The 22,606-nt window shown below is 72.6% G+C and carries 18 protein-coding genes; 12 read left to right on the forward strand and 6 right to left on the reverse strand.

What is annotated here, in order from left to right:
- Nucleotides 1-3: 3 nt before the first annotated feature.
- Nucleotides 4-3,513 carry a methionine synthase gene (gene metH, locus ACFSL2_RS26630; RefSeq protein ID WP_377200898.1) on the reverse strand — a complete coding sequence of 1,170 codons (3,510 nt, stop codon included), beginning with the start codon at nt 3,511-3,513 and terminating at the stop codon, nt 4-6.
- A 143-nt stretch (nt 3,514-3,656) separates the two neighbouring features.
- Here metH and ACFSL2_RS26635 point away from each other — a divergent pair, with 143 nt between their 5' ends.
- From ACFSL2_RS26635 to ACFSL2_RS26650, 4 genes are all read left to right on the forward strand, one after another.
- Nucleotides 3,657-4,433 carry an SDR family NAD(P)-dependent oxidoreductase gene (locus ACFSL2_RS26635; protein ID WP_377200739.1) on the forward strand — a complete coding sequence of 259 codons (777 nt, stop codon included), beginning with the start codon at nt 3,657-3,659 and terminating at the stop codon, nt 4,431-4,433.
- A 159-nt stretch (nt 4,434-4,592) separates the two neighbouring features.
- Nucleotides 4,593-5,405: a DUF554 domain-containing protein gene (locus ACFSL2_RS26640; protein ID WP_377200740.1), complete on the forward strand. Its 813-nt coding sequence runs from the start codon at nt 4,593-4,595 to the stop codon at nt 5,403-5,405.
- Nucleotides 5,406-5,612: 207 nt separating this feature from the next.
- Complete coding sequence (locus ACFSL2_RS26645) at nt 5,613-6,749, forward strand: GNAT family N-acetyltransferase (protein WP_377200741.1); 1,137 nt, start codon at nt 5,613-5,615, stop codon at nt 6,747-6,749.
- Nucleotides 6,750-6,823: 74 nt separating this feature from the next.
- Nucleotides 6,824-7,951 (forward strand): GNAT family N-acetyltransferase, encoded by a 1,128-nt coding sequence (locus ACFSL2_RS26650; RefSeq protein WP_377200742.1) that lies wholly within the window; start codon nt 6,824-6,826, stop codon nt 7,949-7,951.
- 24 nt (nt 7,952-7,975) lie between these two features.
- Here ACFSL2_RS26650 and ACFSL2_RS26655 read toward each other — a convergent pair whose 3' ends face one another.
- Together ACFSL2_RS26655 and ACFSL2_RS26660 are read right to left on the reverse strand one after the other, a co-directional pair.
- Entirely contained in the window at nt 7,976-8,791 is an 816-nt protein-coding gene (locus ACFSL2_RS26655) for a TrmH family RNA methyltransferase (protein ID WP_377195901.1), read from the reverse strand.
- 25 nt (nt 8,792-8,816) lie between these two features.
- Nucleotides 8,817-9,587 carry an enoyl-CoA hydratase-related protein gene (locus ACFSL2_RS26660; RefSeq protein WP_377200743.1) on the reverse strand — a complete coding sequence of 257 codons (771 nt, stop codon included), beginning with the start codon at nt 9,585-9,587 and terminating at the stop codon, nt 8,817-8,819.
- 69 nt (nt 9,588-9,656) lie between these two features.
- Between ACFSL2_RS26660 and ACFSL2_RS26665 the strand changes: the two genes are divergently transcribed.
- Nucleotides 9,657-10,826 carry an acyl-CoA dehydrogenase family protein gene (locus tag ACFSL2_RS26665; RefSeq protein ID WP_377200745.1) on the forward strand — a complete coding sequence of 390 codons (1,170 nt, stop codon included), beginning with the start codon at nt 9,657-9,659 and terminating at the stop codon, nt 10,824-10,826.
- Here ACFSL2_RS26665 and ACFSL2_RS26670 read toward each other — a convergent pair whose 3' ends face one another.
- Entirely contained in the window at nt 10,827-11,378 is a 552-nt protein-coding gene (locus ACFSL2_RS26670; RefSeq protein ID WP_377195902.1) for a TetR/AcrR family transcriptional regulator, read from the reverse strand. It abuts the gene before it with no gap.
- Nucleotides 11,379-11,467: 89 nt separating this feature from the next.
- Here ACFSL2_RS26670 and ACFSL2_RS26675 point away from each other — a divergent pair, with 89 nt between their 5' ends.
- The 5 genes from ACFSL2_RS26675 to fgd all read left to right on the forward strand — a co-directional run bounded on the left by ACFSL2_RS26675 (nt 11,468) and on the right by fgd (nt 18,726).
- The gene (locus ACFSL2_RS26675; protein ID WP_377195903.1) at nt 11,468-13,123 is read left to right on the forward strand and encodes a fucose isomerase; all 1,656 of its coding nucleotides are present in this window, start codon (nt 11,468-11,470) and stop codon (nt 13,121-13,123) included.
- A gap of 32 nt (nt 13,124-13,155) precedes the next feature.
- On the forward strand, nt 13,156-14,721 hold the full coding sequence (locus ACFSL2_RS26680; RefSeq protein WP_377195904.1) for a carboxyl transferase domain-containing protein: 1,566 nt from the start codon (nt 13,156-13,158) through the stop codon (nt 14,719-14,721).
- A 7-nt stretch (nt 14,722-14,728) separates the two neighbouring features.
- On the forward strand, nt 14,729-16,684 hold the full coding sequence (locus ACFSL2_RS26685) for an ATP-binding protein (protein WP_377195905.1): 1,956 nt from the start codon (nt 14,729-14,731) through the stop codon (nt 16,682-16,684).
- Entirely contained in the window at nt 16,677-17,621 is a 945-nt protein-coding gene (locus ACFSL2_RS26690) for a hydroxymethylglutaryl-CoA lyase (protein WP_377195906.1), read from the forward strand. The genes ACFSL2_RS26685 and ACFSL2_RS26690 overlap by 8 nt, the downstream gene beginning before the upstream one ends.
- Nucleotides 17,622-17,724: 103 nt before the next feature.
- On the forward strand, nt 17,725-18,726 hold the full coding sequence (fgd, locus tag ACFSL2_RS26695; protein ID WP_377195907.1) for a glucose-6-phosphate dehydrogenase (coenzyme-F420): 1,002 nt from the start codon (nt 17,725-17,727) through the stop codon (nt 18,724-18,726).
- Between the two features lie 18 nt (nt 18,727-18,744).
- On the opposite strand, the gene ACFSL2_RS26700 is transcribed toward fgd, so the two are convergent.
- On the reverse strand, nt 18,745-19,398 hold the full coding sequence (locus ACFSL2_RS26700; protein WP_377195908.1) for a response regulator: 654 nt from the start codon (nt 19,396-19,398) through the stop codon (nt 18,745-18,747).
- Between the two features lie 5 nt (nt 19,399-19,403).
- On the reverse strand, nt 19,404-20,543 hold the full coding sequence (locus ACFSL2_RS26705) for a sensor histidine kinase (protein WP_377195909.1): 1,140 nt from the start codon (nt 20,541-20,543) through the stop codon (nt 19,404-19,406).
- A gap of 119 nt (nt 20,544-20,662) precedes the next feature.
- Between ACFSL2_RS26705 and ACFSL2_RS26710 the strand changes: the two genes are divergently transcribed.
- Both ACFSL2_RS26710 and ACFSL2_RS26715 read left to right on the forward strand, forming a co-directional pair.
- Nucleotides 20,663-21,085, forward strand: coding sequence for a hypothetical protein (locus ACFSL2_RS26710; protein WP_377195910.1), 423 nt, complete (start codon nt 20,663-20,665; stop codon nt 21,083-21,085).
- Nucleotides 21,082-22,606, forward strand: a 1,525-nt coding sequence (locus ACFSL2_RS26715; RefSeq protein ID WP_377200744.1) for a multicopper oxidase family protein, incomplete at its 3' end; no start/stop codon positions are given. The genes ACFSL2_RS26710 and ACFSL2_RS26715, both read left to right, overlap by 4 nt.

The following is a 22,606-nucleotide window of genomic DNA, read 5'->3' on the forward strand; positions in this document are numbered from 1 at the left end:
AAGTCACACCGAGAAGTACTTCGCCTCCGGGTGGTGGAACACGAACGCGTCCGTCGACTGCTCCGGGTGCAGCTGCAGCTCGTCCGACAGCGTGACCCCGACCCGCTCGGGCCGCAGCAGCTCCACCACCTTGTGCCGGTCCTCCATCTCGGGGCACGCCGGGTACCCGAGCGACATCCGCGCCCCGCGGTACTCCAGCTTGAACATGCCCTCCACGGTGGCGGGCTCCTCGGAGGCGAACCCGAGCTCCGACCGCACCCGCGCGTGCCAGAACTCGGCCAGGGCCTCCGTCAGCTGGACGGAGAGCCCGTGCAGCTCCATGTACTCGCGGTACTTGTTCGCCTCGAACAGCTTCGCGGTATGCGCGGACACCGAGTCCCCGACGGTCACGAGCTGTACCGGCAGCACGTCGAACCGGCCGGTCTCCTCCACCCAGGAACGCGGCCGGACGAAGTCGGCAAGACACAGGTGCCGGTCGCGTCGCTGCCGCGGGAAGGTGAACCGCAGCCGCTCCGTCCCGAGTGCGCCGCCGGACCCGCCGTCGGGCCCGTCGTGGTGGGCGACCACCACGGAGTCACCCTCCGACCACACCGGGAAGTACCCGTACACCACCGTCGGGTCCATGATCTGGTCGGTCAGGATCCGGTCCAGCCACTCCGCGAGCCGCGGCCGGCCCTCGGTCTCGACGAGCTCCTCATAGGACGCGCCGTCCGCGGAGCGCCCTGGCTTGAGCCCCCACTGCCCCATGAACGTGGCCCGCTCGTCCAGGAAGGCGGCGTACTCCGAGAGCTGCACGCCCTTGACGATCCGCGTGCCCCAGAACGGCGGCTCCGGGACCGGGTTGTCGGCAGCGACGTCCGATCGCGCCGGCAGATCCTCCGGGGCCGTCTGCGTCACCGTCACCACGGAGTGCCTCCGCTTGCGCAGCGCGGGCAGCCCGACGTCGTCGGGCGACGCCCCACGCGCCACGGCGACGAGCGGCTCCATCAGCCGCAGCCCTTCGAACGCGTCCTTGGCGTAGCGCACGACGCCGGGGAAGGCGGACGCCAGATCGTCCTCCACGTAGGTCCGGGTCAGCGCGGCCCCGCCCAGCAGCACGGGCCACTTCTTCTCGAGCCCGCGGGAGACGAGCTCCGCGAGGTTCTCCTTCATCACCACGGTGGACTTCACCAGCAGCCCCGACATCCCGATCACGTCGGCGTCGTGCTCCAGCGCGGCGTCGATCATGGCGCTCACCGGCTGCTTGATGCCGATGTTCACCACCTTGTAGCCGTTGTTCGTCAGGATGATGTCCACGAGGTTCTTGCCGATGTCGTGCACGTCGCCGCGCACGGTGGCCAGCACGATCGTGCCCTTCGTCTGGTCGCCCTCGACCTTTTCCATGTGCGGTTCCAGCAGCGCGACGGCGGCCTTCATCACCTCCGCGGACTGCAGCACGAACGGCAGCTGCATCTCGCCCTTGCCGAAGAGCTCGCCCACCACCTTCATGCCTTCCAGCAGGTGGTCGTTGACGATGTCCAGCGCCTTCATCCCCGAGCCGAGCGCCTCCTCCAGGTCCGGCTCCAGACCCTTGCGGGCGCCGTCGATGATGCGCCGCGCCAGCCGCTCACCCACGGGCAGCCCCGCCAGCTCCGCGGCCCGGGCATCCCGGATCGCTCCGGCGTCGACTCCTTCGAACAGGTCGAGCAGCTTGGACAGCGGGTCGTAGGTCAGGTTGCCGTCGGCGTCCCACTCGCGCTTGTCCCACACCAGGTCCAGCGCCGTCTGCCGCTGCTCATCGGGAATCGAGGCCAGCGGCAGGATCTTCGCCGCGTGCACGATCGCCGAGTCCAGCCCCGCCTCCGTCGCCTCGTGCAGGAACACCGAGTTCAGCACCGCACGCGCCGCCGGGTTGAGCCCGAACGACACGTTCGAGACGCCGAGGGTCGTGTGCACACCGGGGTACTTGCGCGTGATCTCGCGGATCGCCTCGATGGTCTCGATCGCGTCGCGCCGCGTCTCCTCCTGGCCCGTGGCGATGGGGAAGGTCAGGGCGTCGACGATGATGTCATCGACGCGCATGCCCCACTCGCCCACCAGGGTGTCGATGAGTCGGGAGGCGATCTCCACCTTGCCGGACGCCGTACGCGCCTGGCCCTCTTCGTCGATCGTGAGGGCGACGACGGCGGCGCCGTGCTCCATGACCGCCGGCATGATGCGCCCGAACCGCGACGTCGGCCCCTCGCCGTCCTCGAAGTTCACCGAGTTCACCACGCCGCGGCCGCCCAGCAGCTCCAGGCCTGCGCGGATCACCGCGGGCTCCGTGGAGTCGATCACGAGCGGCAGCGTCGAGGCGGACGCCAGCCGCGAGACCACGGCGCGCACGTCCTCGACGCCGTCGCGTCCCACATAGTCCACGCACACGTCCAGCAGGTGCGCCCCGTCGCGCGTCTGCGCGCGGGCGATGTCGACGATGTCGTCCCAGCGGCTCTCCAGGAGCGCCTCGCGGAACGCCTTGGAACCGTTCGCGTTGGTGCGCTCCCCGATCGCGAGGAAGCTCGTCTCCTGGCGCAGGTCGGTCGCGGAGTACAGCGAGGCGACGGCGTTCTCCCGCACCGGCTCGCGCTCGCCGACCGGCCTGCCGCCCACGGCCTCGACCACGAGCCGCATGTGCTCCGGCGTCGTACCGCAGCAGCCCCCCACCAGGCCCAGACCGAACTCCCGCGCGAACTGCGTGTGCGCGGCGGCCAGCTCCTCCGGGGTGAGCGGGTACGAGGCACCGTCGGCGCCCAGTACCGGCAGGCCCGCGTTCGGCATGCAGGTCACGGGGATCTCGGCGTGCTGCGACAGGTGTCGCAGGTGCTCGCTCATCTGCTCCGGGCCGGTCGCGCAGTTCATGCCGATCGCGTCGATGTTCATCGCCTGCAGGGCTACCAGGGCCGCGCCGATCTCCGAGCCCATCAGCATGGTCCCGGTGGTCTCCACGGTCACGGACACGATGATCGCCACCCGCTGCCCGACGTCGGCCATCGCCTGCCGGCAACCCGTCACCGCGGCCTTGGCCTGCAGCAGGTCCTGGCTGGTCTCGACCAGCAGCGCGTCGGCGCCGCCCTCGACCAGGCCGGCTGCCTGCTCCGCGAACGTGTCCCGCAGGTGCGCGTACGTGGTGTGGCCCAGCGACGGCAGCTTGGTGCCCGGCCCCATGGAGCCCAGCACCCAGCGTGGCTTCTCGGGCGTCGAGTACACGTCGGCACGCTCGCGGGCGATCGCCGCACCCTTGCGGGCCAGCTCGCGGATGCGGTCGTCGATGCCGTAGTCCGACAGGTTCGACCAGTTCGCCCCGAACGTGTTCGACTCGATCGCGTCCACGCCGACCTCGAGGAACGCGTCGTGCACCCCGGCGACGATGTCGGGGCGCGAGACCGTGAGGATCTCGTTGCAGCCCTCCAGGTTCTGGTAGTCCTCGAGGGTGGGGTTCGCCGCCTGGATCATGGTGCCCATGGCGCCGTCGGCCACGACCACGCGCGTGCGCATGGCCTCCAGCAGGGCGGCGGAGCGTTCGGCGAGTGCGGGAAGAGCGGTCACCCCGGCAGCGTAAACCTTGGCCGCACGACGGCGCCGCGCCTGCCCGGGGGCCGGTACCGGCGCCGGCGTCGAAGGTCGGTATCGTCCCCGTCATGACAACGCGCGACTACCTGGCGTCCCTGTTCTCCCTGGAGGGCCGCACCGCGGTCGTCACCGGCGGGAGCTCCGGCATCGGGCGGGCCATCGCCGAGGCCCTCGCGCAGGCCGGGGCGCACACCGTGCTCGTCGCCCGCGGCGCCGACCGGCTCGCCGAGGTCGCCGCCGGCCTGCGGGAGCGCGGCTGCGCCGTCGAACCCGTGGTCGCCGACCTCTCCACCCGAGACGGCATCCACGCCGCCGCCGACGGCATCGCCGCCGCGGGGGAGCCCGACATCATCGTCAACAGCGCGGGCATCAACCGTCGGCCGCACCTGGGCCAGGTGGACCAGGCGACCTGGGACGTCACCATGACCGTGAACCTTGAGGCCCCCTTCCTGCTCGGGCAGCGGTTCGCACCCGGCATGGCGGAGCGCGGCTTCGGTCGGCTCATCCACATCTCCTCCCAGCAGGCGCACCGCTCGTTCGTCGACAGCGGCGTCTACGGCGTCTCCAAGGGCGGCCTCGAGTCCCTCGCGCGCTCCCAGTCCGAGGCCTGGTCGTCGCGCGGCGTCACCGCCAACACGCTCGTGCCCGGATTCGTGCTCACGCCCCTGAACCAGCGGCTCCAGGACGACGCCGAGAAGGTCGAGGCGCTCGCGGCCCGCACCACGGTGGGCCGCAACGGCGTGCCCGAGGACTTCGCGGGCGCCGCCGTCTTCCTCGCGAGCGCGTCCTCCGCCTACGTCACGGGCCACTCGCTGTTCATCGACGGTGGCTTCTCGGTGCACTGAGCTCCGGTGCCGGCCGTGGTCCTCGTGTCACGCGGTGACCGGGTGTCGGGGAACGGTCCCGCGGGCGGAGCTGGTTGCCGACGGAAGACAATGTCTACGCCAAGCAACAGACCCCGGTCGCGTACCGTTCCCCGGCACCCCCAGGGTTAGGCTCGCGCGGTGGACGTCGATTTCCCCGGGTTGGGCACGCTCGTCAATGTCGGGACGATCGTCGTCGGGTCGCTCCTCGGGATGGCCGTGGGGCACCGGCTGCCGCAGCGCACGCACGCGGTCGTGACCGACATCCTCGGCCTCGTCACCCTGCTCGTCGCGGCGCTGTCCGCGATGGCGGTCACCGACGCCGCCTTCGAGGCCGCGACCGGCAGCGGCGCTCCGGTCCTCATCGTGCTCGGTTCCCTGCTCATCGGCGGCATCGCCGGCTCGCTGCTGCGGGTCGAGGCGCGCCTCGAAGGGCTGGCCGGCGTGATCCAGGGCTGGCTGGCCCGGCGCTCCGGCGGGACGCGCACAGGTCGACGCCCCGTACTGATCGACGCGACGGAGACCGGCCAGGACCACGCGGCGCGCGAGCGCTTCATCGAGGGGTGGCTCACCGCATCGCTGCTGTTCTGCGTCGGGCCGCTCGCCATCCTCGGCTCGCTGTCCGACGGGTTGGGCCGCGGCATCGACCAGCTCCTGCTGAAGTCCGTGCTCGACGGCTTCGCCGCGCTGGCCTTCGCATCCTCGTTCGGCGTGGGGGTGCTGCTGTCCGCGGTGTCGGTCGGCGTCGTCCAGGGACTGGTGACGCTGGCGGGCGTGCTGCTCGGGTCGATCCTGCCGGACGCCCACATCGCCGCGCTGACGGCCACCGGCGGGCTGATGCTCGTGGGCATCGGCCTTCGGCTGCTGAACATCAAGCAGATCCCGGTGGGGGACCTGCTGCCCGCGCTGATCGTGGCGCCGCTGCTGACCCACCTGGTGATCGCGCTGCGGTGACTGTTGCTGGATGATGCCTGCTGAGTTCGGTCTGTTGCTGGGTGCTGGGTGCTGCGTGCTGAGTTCGGTCGGATGGGATGAGATCGGTCGGTTGACTGACCGATCTCATCCCATCCGGCCGAACTCACGGTTCGGACCTGGTCAACGGAGCCGCCGGTCGCCGAAAATCCCGTGCCGACGCCGAAGCAGTCGCCTAGCGTGGCCGACATGTCCTCCCCAGCGTCCCTCCGCCCCGTGGAACCCGAGCCGGCCCCCGCGCCGATCGCGGAGCGCGCCGCCGCGCCCGCGACCCCGCGGCTGCCGACGGCGGGCGATCTGACCTGGCGTGCCTGGGCCCGCGAGGACGTGCCCGCGCTGGCGACGCTCCTGCGGACCGTCCAGGAGGCCGACGGTCGCGACTGGTTCACCTCGGCCGACGAGATCGCCGAGAGCTTCGACGCCCCGGTGTTCGACGCCTCCGCCGACACCCTGGTCGGCACCGACGCCGACGGGATGCTGCGTGCGTACGCGCAGGTCGAACGGTTCCCCACCGACGGGGCCACGCGCCTGCGCGTCAGCGTCTCCGGCGGTGTGCATCCCACGCACCGCGGTCGGGGCATCGGCACCGAGCTGCTGGACTGGGCGACCGGACGGGCGCGGCACGCGCTCGCCGCTCTGGGCGGCGACCCGCGGCTGGACGTCCTGCCCGCGCGGATCTCGGCGCACATCGAGGACAGCGCCCCCGCCGAGCGGCGAGAACTGCTGCGTGCCGGTGGCTTCGAACCCGTCAGGTACTACGCGAACCTGCTGCGGGACCTGAGCGTGCCGGTGTCTGCCGTCGGCCTGGAGCCGCCGTTGCGCCTGTTGCCGTGGTCGGAGGCCCTGGACGACGCCACGCGGCTCGCGCGCAACGACGCGTTCCGCGACCACTGGGGCAGCCAGCCGCGCACGCCCGAGTCGTGGCGGGCGTACCGCAGCTCGTTCGCCCCCGAGTGGTCGTTCGTGGTGGTGGACGAGTCGGTGCGGTACCAGGGGTCCGAGCAGGAGCAGCCGGGCGACGCGACCGTCGCGCCGGGCACGCCCTACGTCGTGGGGCTGCACCTGGCCGCGCGGTACGAGCACGACTGGGAGTCGCAGGGGTACACCGCCGGGTACACCGACCTGCTGGGCGTGCGGCGCGACTACCGTGGCCGGCGCATCGCGGTGGCGCTGCTCACGCACGCGATGCGCGTCTTCGCGGACGCCGGCATGCAGCAGGCCGAGCTCGACGTGGACACGGACAACCCGACCGGCGCGACCGGTCTGTACGCACGGCTCGGCTTCACCAAGAGCGACGGCTCCACCCTCTTCACCATCGAGCTCTGACTTCACGTCGAGCACGTCACATCGAGCACCTCATCCAGCAGCACTTCATCTAGCTCTGAGCAGCCGGAGAGATCATGACCGTGGACACCCCGCACCTCGCCCCCATCGCCGAGCGCGCGGCCGCGCCGGCGGCCCTGCCCCTGCCCACGGCGGGCAACCTGACCTGGCGCGCCGCGACCCGCGAGGACGCGCCCGCCTGGCTGGCGCTGCGCAACCACATCGCCCGGGCCGACGCCGAGCCGTACGCGGAGACCCTCGAGGAGATCGAGGAGCTGTTCGAGGGCGCGTGGGGGGACATGGCCGCCGATTCCCTGCTCGGCTTCTCCACCGGTACGGCGGACGACGGCGCCCTGGTCGCCTGGGCCCAGGTCGAGTGCCCGCCCGGTGACGTGACGCAGGTCCGCGCCTTCTGCTGGGGTGGGGTGCACCCGGACCGGCGCGGCGAGGGCATCGGCCGTGAGCTGCTGGCCTGGGAGGCGGGCCGCGCCCGGCAGCTGCTGGCGGCGTCGGGCAAGGAGGTGCCCGGGCGGATCGGGGTGTTCACCGAGGACGACGGGCCCGCCGGCAAGCACCGGTTGTACGAGCGGGCTGGGTTCGAGGTGCGCCGGTACTACTCCGACCTGGCTCGGCCGCTGAGCGGACCTGACGCGGGGCCCGTGCCGGACGTACCCCTGGCGGGCTCGCTGCGGCTCGTGCCCTGGTCGAAGGACCTGGACGAGGCGACCCGGCTCGCCCACAACGACGCCTTCCGCGACCACTGGGGCAGCCAGCCGCAGACTCGTGAGCAGTGGGCCCAGCGCGCCTGCTTCGCGCCCGAGTGGTCCTTCCTCGTGGTGGACCCGGAGCCGGACGTCGACGCGTTGCTGGCCTCGCCGGACACCGACCCGGAGACGGCCGCCGTGCTGCGTGCCGGGCAGCCCCTCGTGGTGGGCTACGAGCTGGCGGCGCGGTACACGGAGGACTTCGCCGTGCGTGGCTACACGTTCGGGTACACGGACATCCTGGGGGCGCGCCGTGCCTACCGAGGTCGCAAGGCCGCCCTCGCGGCACTCGCCGCGGGAATGCGGGCGTTCGCCGCCGACGGCATGCAGTACGCGGCGCTCGACGTCGACACGGCCAACCCGAGCGGCGCGCACGGCCTCTACGCGAGCCTCGGCTACGTCAAGACGTCGGGATCGCGGATGTACTCGATCGAGCTCTGAGCCGGGGCGCTGCGCCGGGCGCCGTCAGCGCCCGGCGAGGCGCTGGCGCCGGGCCTCGTAGAGCACCACGGTGGCGGCGTTGGCCGCGTTGAGCGAGCTGGCCGAGCCGGTCATCGGGATGCTCAGCGTCACGTCGGCCGCGTCGCGCCACGCGCGGGTCAGACCGTCGGTCTCGCTGCCGACCAGCAGCAGGACCGGCTGGGTGAGGTCGAACGCGGACACGTCGGCCTCGCCGCCCTCGTCCGTGGCCACGACGACTATCGGGAGGCCGGCGGCGCGGCGCTCCTCGACCCAGGAGACTACCGCCGCGGGGGAGGGGCTCCGCACCACCGGCATCGCGAAGAACGATCCGGTGGTGGCGCGCACCGCCTTGGGGTCGTAGGCGTCGGCCGAGTGGCCCGTGGTGATCACGCCGTGCGCCCCGAACGCGTCGGCGGACCGGATGACCGCGCCGATGTTGCCCGGCTGCGTGGGCCGGTCGAACACGACCCCGAGCAGGTCCTGGCCCGCCTCGATGCGGTTCAGGTCGTCGGGCCGCATCGCGACGACGGCGAGCAGCTCGGCCTCGTCCTTCTCGGCCAGCTCGGCGAGGAGGTCGGGCGACATCTTCACGTGCTCGGTGTGCGGGTGGGCCGCGAGCAGGTCCCTGGCCCACTGCGAGAGGCGGCGCTCGCCGTCGTACAGCAGGGCCTGGATCTCCCAGCCGTGCTCGACGGCCATCGTGATGGGGCGCACGCCCTGCACGATGAACTGCCCGGCGCGATGCCGCTTGTTGCGGTTGGTGAGCAGGGTCTGCAACTGCTGGAAGCGCGCGTTGCGCAGGGAGATCCGGGTGGCCACACCCCCATCCAACACCGTTTCCCGGTCAGCGCCGCAGCAGCCGCTCCATCGCCGCCCGTGCGCGCTCCGAGCCGAACAGCTCGGCCGACCCGGTGACGGCGTCGTCCACGTGGGCGTCGAAGCGGGTCAGCACGTCCTCGTTGAGCAGCGCCTTGGTCGCCGTCAGGCCCTGCGGGTCGCCCGCCGCGAGGTCGGCCAGCACGGCGTCGACGGCCTGGTCGAGGTCGGCCGACGGCACGGCCTGCGTCACCAGCCCCCAGGCCGCGGCCTCGGCGGCGGTGAACTGCGCACCGGTCAGGAAGGTGCGGGACGCGGCGCGCGGCGTCATCCGCGGCAGCACGGCGAGCGAGATGACGGCGGGCGCGAGCGCGAGGCGGGCCTCGGTGAAGGCGTACGTGATGTGGTCGGCGCTGATCGCGACGTCGCACGCGGCGACCAGCCCGATCCCGCCGGCCCGCACCGGCCCGTGCACGCGCGCCACGACGGGCTTGGGCAGGGCGAGGATGGTACGCAGCACCTCCGCGAGCCGCCGTGCGGAGCGGCTCATCCCGTCGGCCAGCGCCTCCGTGAGATCGGCACCGGAACAGAACGCCGGGCCGTTCGCGGCCAGGACCACGGAGCGGACGTCGTCGTGCGCCGCACGATCCAGGGCGGCATCGAGCTGGTCGAGCACGGCGTACGAGAGCGCGTTGCGACGCTCCGGGGCGTCGAGCGTGATCCGGGCGTACGGCACGGTTGGGGCGTCGGCCTGCTCGGGCTCTACGACGTCGTAGGCGACCTGACTCTGGTTCGGCATGGGAAGTCCTTCGGGTGGGGGCCTGGCGCGATGAGGTTAATGGTGGTTAACCTCAGTGGCATGCCTAACATGCATACCTCACCAGAGAACCCGGAGCACACCAAGCTCCGGGACGCGGTCCGGGACTTCGCCGACCGCGAGATAGCGCCCCACATCGCCCGATGGGACAGGGAGAGTCGCCTGCCCGTCGAGGTGGTGCACCAGATGGGAGAGCTGGGCCTGTTCGGCCTGACCGCCCCGGAGGAATACGGCGGGTCCGACCTCGGGCTCACCGGGCTCAGCATCGCCGTCGAGGAGATCGGCCGCGTGGACCAGTCCGTCGGCATCACGCTCGGAGCCGGCGTCGGCCTCGGGGTGGGAACCCTGCTGGCCTACGGGACCGAGGAGCAGAAGCAGACCTGGTTGCCCGACCTTGTCGCGGGCCGCCGCCTCGGCGCCTTCGGCCTCACCGAACCCGGCGCGGGCAGCGACGCCAACGCCATGAGCACCACGGCGGAGCTCGTCGACGGCGAGTGGGTCATCAACGGCGCCAAGCAGTTCATCACCAACTCCGGAACCCCCATCACCAGCCTCTGCACCGTCGCGGCGCGCACGGGCACCCTGCCCGACGGGCGGCCCGAGCTCAGCGCCATCATCGTGCCCACCGACACCCCCGGGTTCATCGTCGAACCCCTGCACGACAAGATGAGCTGGCGTTCCTGCGACACCCACGCCCTGCGGTTCGAGAACGTCCGCGTCCCCGAGGCGAACCTGCTCGGCGTACGCGGCAACGGGTTCAAGCAGCTCATGATCTCGCTCAACACCGGCCGGGTCGCCGTGGCCGCCCTGGCCACCGGGTGCATCCAGGCGATGCTCGACCTGAGCGTGGAGCACGCGGGCGTGCGCCCCACCTTCGGCGGGCCCATCGGCCGCAAGCAGGGCGTGGCCTTCCAGATCGCCGACGTCGAGGTGATGCTCCAGGCCAGCCGGGCGCTCACCTACCGGGCAGCGGCCCTGAAGGACGGCGGCGCGCCGCTCGACGAGTTCCGCCGCGCCTCGTCCGTCGCCAAGCTCTACGCCACGGAGTCCGCCGTGACCGCCACGCGCATCGCGGCGCAGGTGTTCGGCGGCTACGGCGTCATGGAGGACGGCCCCATCGCCCGCTTCTACCGCGACGCGAAGGTCCTGGAGATCGGCGAGGGCACCTCCGAGCTGCAGCGCATGCTCATCGCGCGGGGCCTGGGCCTCCCCGTCGAGTAGTCAGGGGAGCAGGGCCGCGCGGGCCATCGTCGTGAGGATACCGCGCATCGTGGTGCGGCCGATGCGGGCGCTGTGCGGGGTCGAGTTGAGCAGGCCGAACGCGGCCTGGACGGCCGCCCGAGCCTGCGGGCCCGACAGGTCCGGCCGCAGTGGACGCAGCGCGTCGCACCACACGTCGACGTAGGCGAGCTGGCGCTCGCGGACCTGTCCGCGGGCGTCGGCCCCGAGCGCGCCCCACTCCCGTTCCTGCACGACGATCAGCGCCGGGTTGTCGAGCGCGAAGTCGGCGTGCCGGGCGATCAGGGCCTCCAGCGCACCCTCGGGTGCGGCATCCGGTGCGGACAGCAGCTCCCGTGCCCCGGCGAGGAGCTGGTCCGACGCGTGCAGGAGGCACTGCCCGAGGATGTCGTCCTTGCTCGCGAAGTGCTTGTACAGGGCTGGTCCGGAGATGCCGACGGCCGCACCGATGTCGCCCATCGAGACGCCGTGGAAGCCACGGGCGGCGAACAGGTCGGCTGCCGTGCTCAGGATCTGCTGCCGGCGCGGGGTCACGGGAGCAGTCTAGGAGCGAGCGATCGGCATCTGTCAGAGTGTCCGGAGCCGGAGTGCCGGAGCAGCATGAGCGGATGAAGGAGTCCCACATGTCCTACGAACTTCCCGCCGTCACCCCCCGCCCGCAGGTGGCGCCCCAGACCGCGTACCTCGTCGCCAGCGGCGACCTGCGCGAGTCGGCGAACCAGGCGGGCTGGCCCACCCAGGCCGCCATGGAGGCCGACCTCACGGCGGCCTTCGCCGAGCTCGGCTGGACGGTCGTGCGCGCCAACGACGTCGACCCCGCCACGGGCCACGGGTTCATCAGCTCGCAGCGGATGGGGCTCGAGGTGTTCCGCTCGGTCCCGCCGGAGGCGCCGCTGATCGTGGCAGAGGCGGTGTGGCAGTACAGCCACCACGTGCTGGCCGGCCTGCGCACGCACCAGGGCCCGATCCTGACCGTCGCGAACTTCGTGGGGGACTGGCCGGGCCTCGTGGGTCTGCTCGGCCTGAACGCCGGGCTGACCAAGATGGACAAGCCGTACTCGACGATCTGGAGCGTGGACTTCACGGACCAGTGGTTCCGGGACGGCCTCCGGCAGTGGCTGGACACCGGCCGCATCGAGCACGACGCGTCGCACGTGACCGACGCACCGGACCTGCCCGCAGGGCCCCAGGTCGACCTCGGGCGGGCGCTCGCCGACCAGCTGCTGCGCGACAAGGCGATCATCGGCGTCTTCGACGAGGGCTGCATGGGCATGTACAACGCGATCATCGACGACGAGCTGCTGGGCCCGATCGGCATCTACAAGGAGCGGCTGAGCCAGTCCGCGCTGTGGGCCGAGATGCAGCAGGTGCCCGACGGCGAGGCCGACGCCGTGCAGGCGTGGCTCGAGGGCGCGGGGATGACGTTCCGCCTCGGGCAGGACGAGGCCACCGAGCTCACCGCCGCACAGCTGCGCTGGCAGCACAAGATGTACGTCGCCGCGCTGCGCATCGCCGACGACTTCGGGCTGGACGCCGTCGGCATCCAGTACCAGCAGGGGCTGAAGGACCTGAGTCCCGCCTCCGACCTGGCCGAGGGCCTGCTCAACAACGTGGTGCGCCCTCCGGTCACCTCGCGCGACGGTGCCCGCGTGCTCTGGGACGGCAAGGCGCTGCCGCACTTCAACGAGGCCGACGAGGGCGTGGCGGTGGACGCGCTGGTGACCAACCGGCTCTGGACCGCGATGGGCCTGGACCCGGCCACGACCCTGCACGACGTGCGCTGGGGCGAGGAGTACGACGGGCGGTTCGTGTGGGTGTTCGAGATCTCGGGCTCCGTGCCGCCGTCGCACCTGGAGGGCGGCTACGCGGGCGCCCAGGGGTGGCGGCAGAACCCGGTGTACTTCCCGCTCGGCGGCTCCACCGTCAAGGGCGTCTCCCGGGCCGGCGAGATCGTCTGGTCCCGCGTCTACATCGCCGGCGGGCGCCTGCACGTCGACCTGGGGCGCGCCACGGCCGTCACCCTGCCCCCGGAGGAGACCGAGCGTCGCTGGCAGGCCACCAACCCGGAGTGGCCGATCATGCACGCCGTGCTGCACGGGGTGAGCCGGGACCAGTTCATGGCGCGGCACAAGGCCAACCACCTCAACGTGGCCTACGCCCCGGACGCGGCGACCGCCGACGACGCGCTCGTCGCCAAGGCGGCGTTCTTCGCAGGGCTGGGCGTCCAGGTGCACGTCTGCGGAGAGGTCGCGGCGCTCGCGCGACCCGCAGGGGGTTAACGATCATTAACCAGCGGACTATGCTGCGGCACATGGCCACCGACACCGGCGTTGGACCGGATCTACGCACTCTCACCGCGCAGCTGCGCGAGCGGCTGGCGCGCGTCCGCGAGGGCGGCTCGCCCGCCGCTCGCGAGAAACACACGGCGCGCGGCAAGCTGCTCGCCCGCGACCGCGTGGACCGCCTGCTCGACCCCGGGTCCGCGTTCTTGGAGATCGGAGCCCTCGCGGCCTACGACATGTACGGGGGTGAGTGGGCGGTACCCAGCGCGGGGATCGTCACGGGCATCGGCCGCATCGCGGGCCGCGAGTGCGTGATCGTCGCCAACGACGCCACCGTCAAGGGCGGCACCTACTACCCGGCGACGGTCAAGAAGCACCTGCGCGCCCAGCAGGTCGCCGCCGAGAACCACCTGCCCTGCGTCTACCTCGTCGACTCCGGCGGCGCGTACCTGCCGATGCAGGACGAGGTGTTCCCGGACCGCGAGCACTTCGGGCGCATCTTCTACAACCAGGCGAACCTGTCCGCACGGGGCATCCCGCAGGTCGCGGCCGTCATGGGGTCCTGCACGGCGGGCGGCGCGTACGTGCCCGCGATGAGCGACGAGGCGGTCATCGTCCGCGACGAGGGCACCATCTTCCTGGGCGGGCCGCCCCTGGTCCAGGCGGCCACCGGTGAGGTCGTCACCGCGGAGGAGCTCGGCGGCGGCGTGGTGCACACCACGACGTCGGGCGTCGCGGACCACCTGGCCGACGACGACGCGCACGCCCTGCGCATCGTCCGCGAGATCATCGCGACCACCACCGGCGCGGCGCCGGCCCCGAGCCTGGACCGCGAGGAGCCCGAGGAGCCCGAGCTGGGCCCCGACGGCCTCTACGACGTGCCGTCCGACCCGCGCACCCCGTACGACGTGCGCGACGTGATCCGCCGGATCGTCGACGGCTCCGAGCTCACCGAGTTCAAGGCCCGCTACGGCGAGACCCTGGTGTGCGCCTTCGCCCGCATCGACGGGTACCGGGTGGGCATCGTCGCGAACAACGGCATCCTCTTCTCGGAGTCGGCGCTCAAGGGCGCCCACTTCGTCCAGCTGTGCGACCAGCGGCGCATCCCGCTGATCTTCCTGCAGAACATCGCCGGCTTCATGGTCGGCAAGGAGTACGAGCACCGCGGCATCGCCAAGGACGGCGCCAAGCTGGTCACCGCCGTGGCCTGCACCTCGGTGCCACGGTTCACCGTGGTGCTCGGCGGCTCGTTCGGTGCCGGCAACTACGGCATGAGCGGCCGCGCCTACGATCCCCGGTTCCTGTGGATGTGGCCCGGGGCCCGCATCTCCGTCATGGGCGGCGAGCAGGCGGCGTCCGTCCTCGCGACCGTGCGCCGCGACCTCGCCGACGCCCCCGCCGCGGAGGTCGAAGCGTTCAAGGACCCGATCCGTGCCCAGTACGAGGCCCAGGGCAACCCCTACTACGCCACCGCCCGCCTCTGGGACGACGGCGTGATCGACCCCGCCGACACCCGCCGCGTGCTGGCCCTCGGCCTCGCCGCTGCCGCCAACGCCCCGATCGCCGAGCCGTCCTACGGCATCTTCCGGATGTGAGCACCCAGTGATCCGAACCCTCCTGATCGCCAACCGCGGCGAGATCGCCCTGCGGATCATCCGCACCGCGCGCCGCCTCGGACTGCGCACCGTCGCTGTCTACTCCGACGCCGACCGCGCCGCCCCCCACGTCCGTGCCGCCGACGTGGCGGTACGGATCGGCCCGACCCCGGCCGCCGAGTCCTACCTGTCGATCCCCGCCCTGCTCGCCGCCGCCAAGGAGAGCGCGGCCGACGCCGTGCACCCCGGCTACGGGTTCCTGTCGGAGCAGGCGGACTTCGCGCGTGCCGTCCTCGGCGCCGGACTCACCTGGGTCGGCCCACCGCCCGACGCGATGGACGCCCTGGGCCGCAAGGACACGGCGCGCGAGATCGCCGACCAGGCAGGCGTTCCCGTGCTGCGAGCGATCCCGCTGCAGCAGCAGGCGGACGCCGACGGAGCCGACCTCACCTTCCCCCTGCTGGTCAAGGCCGCCGCCGGCGGTGGCGGCAAGGGAATGCGCATCGTCCACGAGGAGCACGAGCTCGGCCCGTCCGTCGCCGCCGCCCGCCGCGAGGCCGCAGCCGCGTTCGGCGACGACACCGTGCTGCTGGAGCGCTACATCGAGCGCGGCAGGCACGTCGAGGTGCAGATCCTCGCCGACGAGCACGGCAACGTGCTGCACCTGCACGAGCGCGACTGCTCCGCCCAGCGCCGCCACCAGAAGGTCCTGGAGGAGGCGCCGGCGCCCGACCTCGACCCGACCCTGCGCGACGCGCTGCACGGTTGGGCCGTGGCCCTGGCCCGCGAGGCCGGATACACCGGTGTGGGAACCGCCGAGTTCCTCGTGGACGTGGGCGCAGGCCCCGGCGGCGCCTGGTTCCTCGAGATGAACACCCGACTCCAGGTCGAGCACCCCGTCACCGAAGAAGTGGTCACCGTGCGCGGCGAGCGCATCGACCTCGTCGAGCAGCAGCTCCGCGTCGCGGCCGGCGCCGAGCTCGGCTTCACGCAGGACGACGTCGCCGTCGTCGGCCACGCGATCGAGGCGCGCGTCTACGCCGAGGACGCCTTCAACGGATTCCTGCCGCAGGCGGGGACCGCCACCCACGTGCGCTGGCCCGGTGCCACCGCCGCGGTGCGGGTCGAGGCGGGCATCGAGGACGGCACCGTCGTGCCCGCCGCGTACGACCCCATGATCGGCAAGGTCGTGGCCATGGGCCCCGACCGGGAGACCGCCCGGCGAGGGCTGGTCGACGCGCTCGACGCGACGGCGATCGGCGGCCTGGTCACCAACACCGGGTTCGTGCGGGCGCTCGCCGACTCCGACGCCTTCCGCGACGGCGACGTGCACACCGCGTGGCTCGACACCCACCCGCTACCGGCGCCCGACCCGGGGCCGGCGCTGGTGGCGGCGGCCTGGTCGGTGGCGGCGGCCGCGGTGCCGAACGGTGGCGGATGGCGCCTCGGCGGCCCGCCCGCCGACACCTGGGTCGAGCTGGACGACACCGTGCTGCGCGTGAGTACTGCCCGCGGCGAGGTGCGCCGCGAGGGCGAGCCGCCGACGTCGTGCCGGGCGGTGGGCGACGGGCTGCTGGAGCTGGGCGGGGCGACCGTACGGTTCGCCGTCGACGTGGGCCCACGGTCGGTGGAGGTGAGCACGCGCGGGCACACGTTCCGGTTCGTCCGGCCGGGTGCCACGCGTGCGGCACGGGCAGAGCTGTCCGACGGCGTGGTGCTCGCCGCGATGCCCGGTGTGCTGGCGCGGGTCGAGGTGCACGACGGCGACGAGGTGACCACCGGGCAGTCGCTCGGTGTGCTGGAGGCGATGAAGATGGAGGTGGCGCTCGCGGCGCCCGCTGCCGGTGTGGTGCGCGTCCGCGCGGCGGCGGGGGAGCAGGTCGCGGCGCGGCAGGTGCTCTTCGAGGTGGAACCGGCAGTGGTGGAACCGGTCGTGGACGGACCGGAGGCGACCGATGACTGAGCTCCGTCGCCCCCAGGTGGTACCCGACCCGAGCCTGCCCGACCGCGTGACGATCTACGAGGTGGGACCGCGCGACGGCCTGCAGAACGAGAAGGCGGTGGTGCCCACCACGGTCAAGGTGGACCTGGTCGAGCGGCTGCTCGACGCCGGCCTACCTCTCGTCGAGGCCACCAGCCTGGTGCACCCGCGCTGGGTACCCCAGCTCGCCGACGCCGAGGAGGTGCTCGGCGCACTGGTGGACCGGCTCGGCGACCGGGCCCGCGACCTGCCGGTGCTCGTGCCGAACGAGCGCGGCCTGGACCGCGCCCTCGACCTCGGCCTGCGGCACGTCGCGGTCTTCGCCAGCGCCACCGACTCGTTCGCGCGCCGCAATCTGAACCGGACCCTCGACGAGCAGTACGCCATGTTCGAGCCGGTCATGACGCGCGCCCGTGCGGCGGGGACGCGGGTACGGGCGTACGTCTCGATGTGCTTCGGCGACCCGTGGGAGGGCGACGTGCCGATCGCGCAGGTGGTCGCGGCGGGCAAGCGGCTCATGGACCTCGGGGCGGAGCAGCTCTCGCTCGGCGACACGATCGGTGTCGGCACGCCGGGGCACGTCGTCGCGCTCCTGGACGCGCTGAACGAGGCCGGCCTGAGCGACGACGTGCTGGCGCTGCACGCCCACGACACCTACGGGCAGGCGCTCGGCAACGTCGCCGCCGCGCTGCGGCACGGGGTGACCACGTTCGACACGTCGGCGGGCGGGCTGGGCGGCTGCCCGTACGCGGAGTCGGCCACCGGCAACCTCGCCACGGAGGACCTGCTCTGGATGCTGGACGGGCTGGGGATCGCCACGGGGGTTTCCATGCCGCGCCTGGTGGAGACCGGCGGCTGGTTGGAGGGCCACCTGGGGCGGCCCTCACCGAGCCGGGTGCTGCGGGCGCTGCAGCCGTAGCGCGCGGTCGCGAGCCGTGGCCGATCGCAGGGCTGACCTGGGTGGATGTGATGTGCGCGACGACGGGGTTCGCCCGGCGGAGATCGAGCGTAGGGTCTCAGATGTGACTCTGAAGATTGGCTACAAGGCGTCCGCCGAGCAGTTCGGGCCGCGCGAGCTGGTTGAGCTCGCAGTACGCGCCGAGGAGGTGGGACTGGACAGCGCCATGGTCTCCGACCACTTCCTGCCGTGGCGCCACGAGGGCGGCCATGCGCCGTCGGCGCTGGCGTGGCTCGCTGCGGCGGGGGAGCGCACCTCCCGGATCCAGCTCGGCACGAGCGTGCTGACCCCGACGTTCCGCTACAACCCGGCCGTGATCGCGCAGACGTTCGCGAGCCTCGCGCTGCTCACCGAGAACCGCGTGCTCCTCGGTGTCGGCACGGGCGAGGCCCTGAACGAGACGGCGGTCTCGGGCCGCGAGTGGCCCGAGTTCAAGGAGCGGTTCGCTCGCCTGCGCGAGGCCGTGCAGCTCATGCGGGCCCTCTGGACCGAGGACTCCGTGGACTTCAAGGGCGACTACTACGAGCTGGTCGGCGCCCAGATCTACGACCGGCCGGAGAACCCGGTGCCGGTCTACGTCGCGGCGGGCGGACCGCTCGTGGCGAAGTACGCGGGGCGTGCGGGCGACGGTTTCATCTGCACGTCGGGCAAGGGCATGGACCTCTACACGGAGAAGCTGCTGCCCGCCGTCGCCGAGGGCGCGGCCAAGGCGGAGCGCTCCGCGGACGGCATCGACAAGATGATCGAGATCAAGATCTCCTACGACCGCGACGCCGCCGTCGCACTCGAGAACACCCGGTTCTGGGCGCCGCTCTCCCTGACGCCCGAGCAGAAGCACAGCGTCACCTCGGCCACCGAGATGGAGCAGCTGGCCGACGAGCTGCCGATCGAGCAGGTCGCGAAGCGGTGGATCGTCGCGTCCGATCCGGAGCAGGCCGTCGAGATGATCAAGCCCTACGTCGACGCCGGCCTGAACCACCTCGTGGTCCACGGCCCCGGCCACGACCAGGAGCGGTTCCTCACGCAGTTCAGCGAGGACGTGCTGCCGCGGCTCAAGGAGCTCTGACCTGCCCGTCCGGGTGCCTCACGGCCGCACGACCCCCGTCTCGTACGCGAGGATGACCAGCGCTGCGCGGTCCCGCGCGCCGAGCTTGGCGAGCAGCCTGCTCACGTAGGTGCGTGCGGTGGCCGGGCTGAGGTAGAGCTCGCGGGCGATCTCGTCGTTCGTGAGCCCCCGGCCCAGCTGCTGCAGCACCTCGCGCTCGCGTTCGGTGAGCCCGGCGATCCGGTCCGCGGCGGGCCGGGGCGCCGGGCTCTCGGCGACCGCGCGCAGCACGGTGGCCGTCACGCCGGGGTCGAGCAGCGCCTCGCCCGCCGCGACCACGCGGACGGCGCGGCGCAGCTCGACCGGCGCGATGTCCTTGAGCAGGTAGCCGGCCGCCCCGGCGCGGATCGCGTCGAACACGTGCTCGTCCTCGTCGAACGTGGTCAGGATCAGCACCCGCACGTCGGCCAGCGCGGGGTCGGCGACGATCTCCCGGGTGGCGGCGAGCCCGTCCAGGCCCGGCATGCGGATGTCCATGAGCACGACGTCGGGCCGGAGCTCCCGTACCCGGGACACGCCGGAGCGGCCGTCGGCAGCCTCGCCGACGACGGTGATGTCGCCGTCGCTCTCCGCCAGGGCACGCAGCCCCGTACGCACGAGCTCCTGGTCGTCCACGAGCACGATGTTGATCATGGGTGTCACGTCTCCAGACGGAGGGGCAGGTCTGCGGCGACGCGGAACCCGCCGCCGGGGGCGTCGTGCGCGGTGACGCTGCCGCCGAGCAGGGTCACCCGTTCCCGCATGCCCGAGAGCCCGGACCCGGGCACGAGAGCGGAGCCGGCGCCCCGGCCGTCGTCGGACACCACCACCACGAGACGGTCGTCGGCGGCCCGGGCCGACACCGTGACGCGGGTGGCCGCCGCGTGCCGCAGCACGTTCGTCAGGGACTCCTGCACGACGCGGTACGCGGCGGCGCCGATGGCGCCGTCGAGGGCGTCGTCCGGCACGTCGAGGGCGACGTCGACGACGAGACCGGTCGCGCGCGCCGAACGCGCCAGGGCGTCGACGCCCGCCAGACCGGTCGGCGCGACGGCGTCCTGCGCGGGTGCGCCGGCCGGCCCGCGCAGCACCCGCACGGTCGAGCGCAGCTCGTGCAGCGTGCCCGACGTCGCCTCCCGCACGTGCTCCAGGGCGCCCCTGGCGGCGTCGTCGTCCCGGCCCACCGCCTCGGTGGCCACCCCGGAGTGCAGGGCGATCACGGACAGGTTGTGTCCCACCACGTCGTGCAGGTCGCGCGCGATGCGCAGGCGTTCGGCCTGCAGACGTTGCTCGGCGGCGCGGGCCTCGTGCACGCGCGCCTCCCGGGTGAGCCGGACCGCCACGCCGAGCGCGATCGCGGCCGCGACCAGCGCCACGTCGGTGACGAGCTCGTACGGCGTCAGAGCCTCCTCGGGTGTGTTGCCCACTGTTCGGTAGTAGGTCGAGACGGCGATCAGCGCGGTGCCCGCACCGACTGCCCAGCCGGTACGCCGCATCTCGGCCGCCGAGTACAGCGCCGCGACCGCGGGCAGCGCCATGCCGATGGGCGCGAACTGGAACGTGTAATACCCGAACACGGCCAGCACCGTGACCACGAGGACGGTGCGCGGCGCATGACGGCGCAGCAGCACCAGCGCCCCGAAACCCACCGCGAACAGGTACGCCCCGGGCCCGGCGTGCCCTACGGCGTCCGGATCCGCCGCGATGACCACCGCGACCACCAGCGCCATGGCAAGCCCCAGGGCGATGTCGGTGACACGTGGGTCGACCGTTCGCGGGACCGCGCTCTGCTCTGGCACACGGACACCCTACGGACCGCGGGGGCCCAGGGCATCAGGGTCGGTGTCGCCTCCAGGCGACACCAGGAGACGATCCAGGGCCGATGTGGCGCCCCGTGGTCAGCGGGCACCGTCGAGGCATGACATCACCACGGTTCACCGACCAGCCCCCACCCGCCGGCCCGACCATCCCCGTCCCCTGGGCAGTGATCGCCGGCCTTGCCGCCATGGCCCTCCTCTGGCCGCTGAGCGGCCTCACCGGCCTCTTCGGCACCGGCGCACCCCGCGCGCTCACCATCGTCGGCATCACCGCCGTCGTGTGGATCGCGGTGGTCGGCCTCGGCCGCGTACCGCGGCCCGTGCTCACCCTCACCCTGACCGGCGTGGCCTACGGCCTCGTCACCGTCCTGCTCGGGCTGCTCGTGCCCGCGCTCGGCGGGTTCGGCGGCCCCAGCGGGGCCGCGTGGACCATGATCCCCGAGCTGATCATGAACGCGCTCTGGGGCGCGCTCGCCGGCCTGGCCGCGGCCGGCGTGCAGCGGCTGCGGGAGGCGGGCCGATGAGGCGCGCCCTCACCGCCGCGATCGCCGCGGGCGCCACGGCGCTCGCCCTCGCCGGCTGTGCCCTGGTCCCCGGCTCGGTCAGCTCCGTCGACGAGGCGGAGTTCACGAACGAGCTCGCCATCCCGCCCCTGGCGCCCTCGAAGGTCGTGGACGGCACGCGCGTCTTCTCCCTCACGGCGCAGGAGGGCGTCACCGAGTTCCGCCCCGGCGTCAAGACGCGGACGTGGGGCTTCAACGGCACCCACCTCGGCCCCACGCTCCGCGCCGAACGCGGCGAACGGGTGGCCGTCGAGGTCGCGAACGACCTCGACGAGCCGACCAGCGTGCACTGGCACGGCATGCACCTGCCCCCGGAGATGGACGGCGGGCCGCACCAGGAGGTCGACCCGGGCGGCACCTGGCGCCCGACTTGGGAGATCGACCAGCCCGCCGCCACCCTCTGGTACCACCCGCACCCGCACGGCGCCACGGAGAAGCACGTCTACCGCGGCCTGGCGGGCATGTTCCTCCTGGACGACGACGCCTCGCGCGCCGCCGACCTGCCCGACACCTATGGCGTCGACGACATCCCGGTGATCGTGCAGGACAAGGTCATCGACGACGACGGGCAGCTCGAGCTCGAGGACGACACCGGCGAGCCGGGCACGCTCGGCGACGTCGTCATGACCAACGGCACCATCGGCGCCTACCAGGAGGTCACCACCGAACGCGTGCGGCTGCGCCTGCTCAACGGGTCGACGGCCCGCACGTTCCAGCTCGGTTTCGCCGACCGCGAGATGGACCTCGTCGCCACCGACGGCGGGCTGCTGGACGCACCGGTCCGGCTCGAGCACGTGCGGCTCGCACCCGGCGAGCGCGCCGAGGTGATCGTGCGGATGGAGCCGGGGGAGACCACGCGCCTGCACTCGTTCGAGGCCGACCTGGGCGGCGTCGTCGTCCCGTTCGCGATGGGTGGCAACGACGCGTTCGACGTGCTCGAGCTGCGCGCCGCCGACCAGCTCGCACCAGCACCCGAGCCCGCCTGGGAGAAGTCGGTCCACGCGGAGCAGGACGCGCTGCACGAGGACGACGCGACCGTGACGCGCACGTTCGAGCTCGACGACCGCAAGATCAACGGCCGGAGCATGGACGTGGGCCGCATCGACGAGGTGGCGGAGGTGGGCAGCACCGAGATCTGGGAGGTGCGCAGCACCGTGCCCATGCCTCACAGCTTCCACGTGCACGACGTGCAGTTCCGCATCCTGTCGATCGACGGCGACCCGCCACCGCCCGAGCTGGCCGGGCCCAAGGACACCGTGTACCTCGAACCGAGCACCACCTACCGGCTCCTCATGCGGTTCGACGACTACGCCGACCCGGACGTGCCCTACATGTACCACTGCCACATGCTCATGCACGAGGACGACGGGATGATGGGCCAGTTCGTCGTCGTCGAACCGGGGCAGGAGGCGGGAACGCCACCCAGCCACGGACGCGGCGCGGGCAGGAGCGACGACCGCGGACGCGCACCAGGACCACCAC

It is taken from the genome of Promicromonospora aerolata, assembly GCF_042682255.1.
GTDB classification, from domain to species: domain Bacteria; phylum Actinomycetota; class Actinomycetes; order Actinomycetales; family Cellulomonadaceae; genus Promicromonospora; species Promicromonospora aerolata.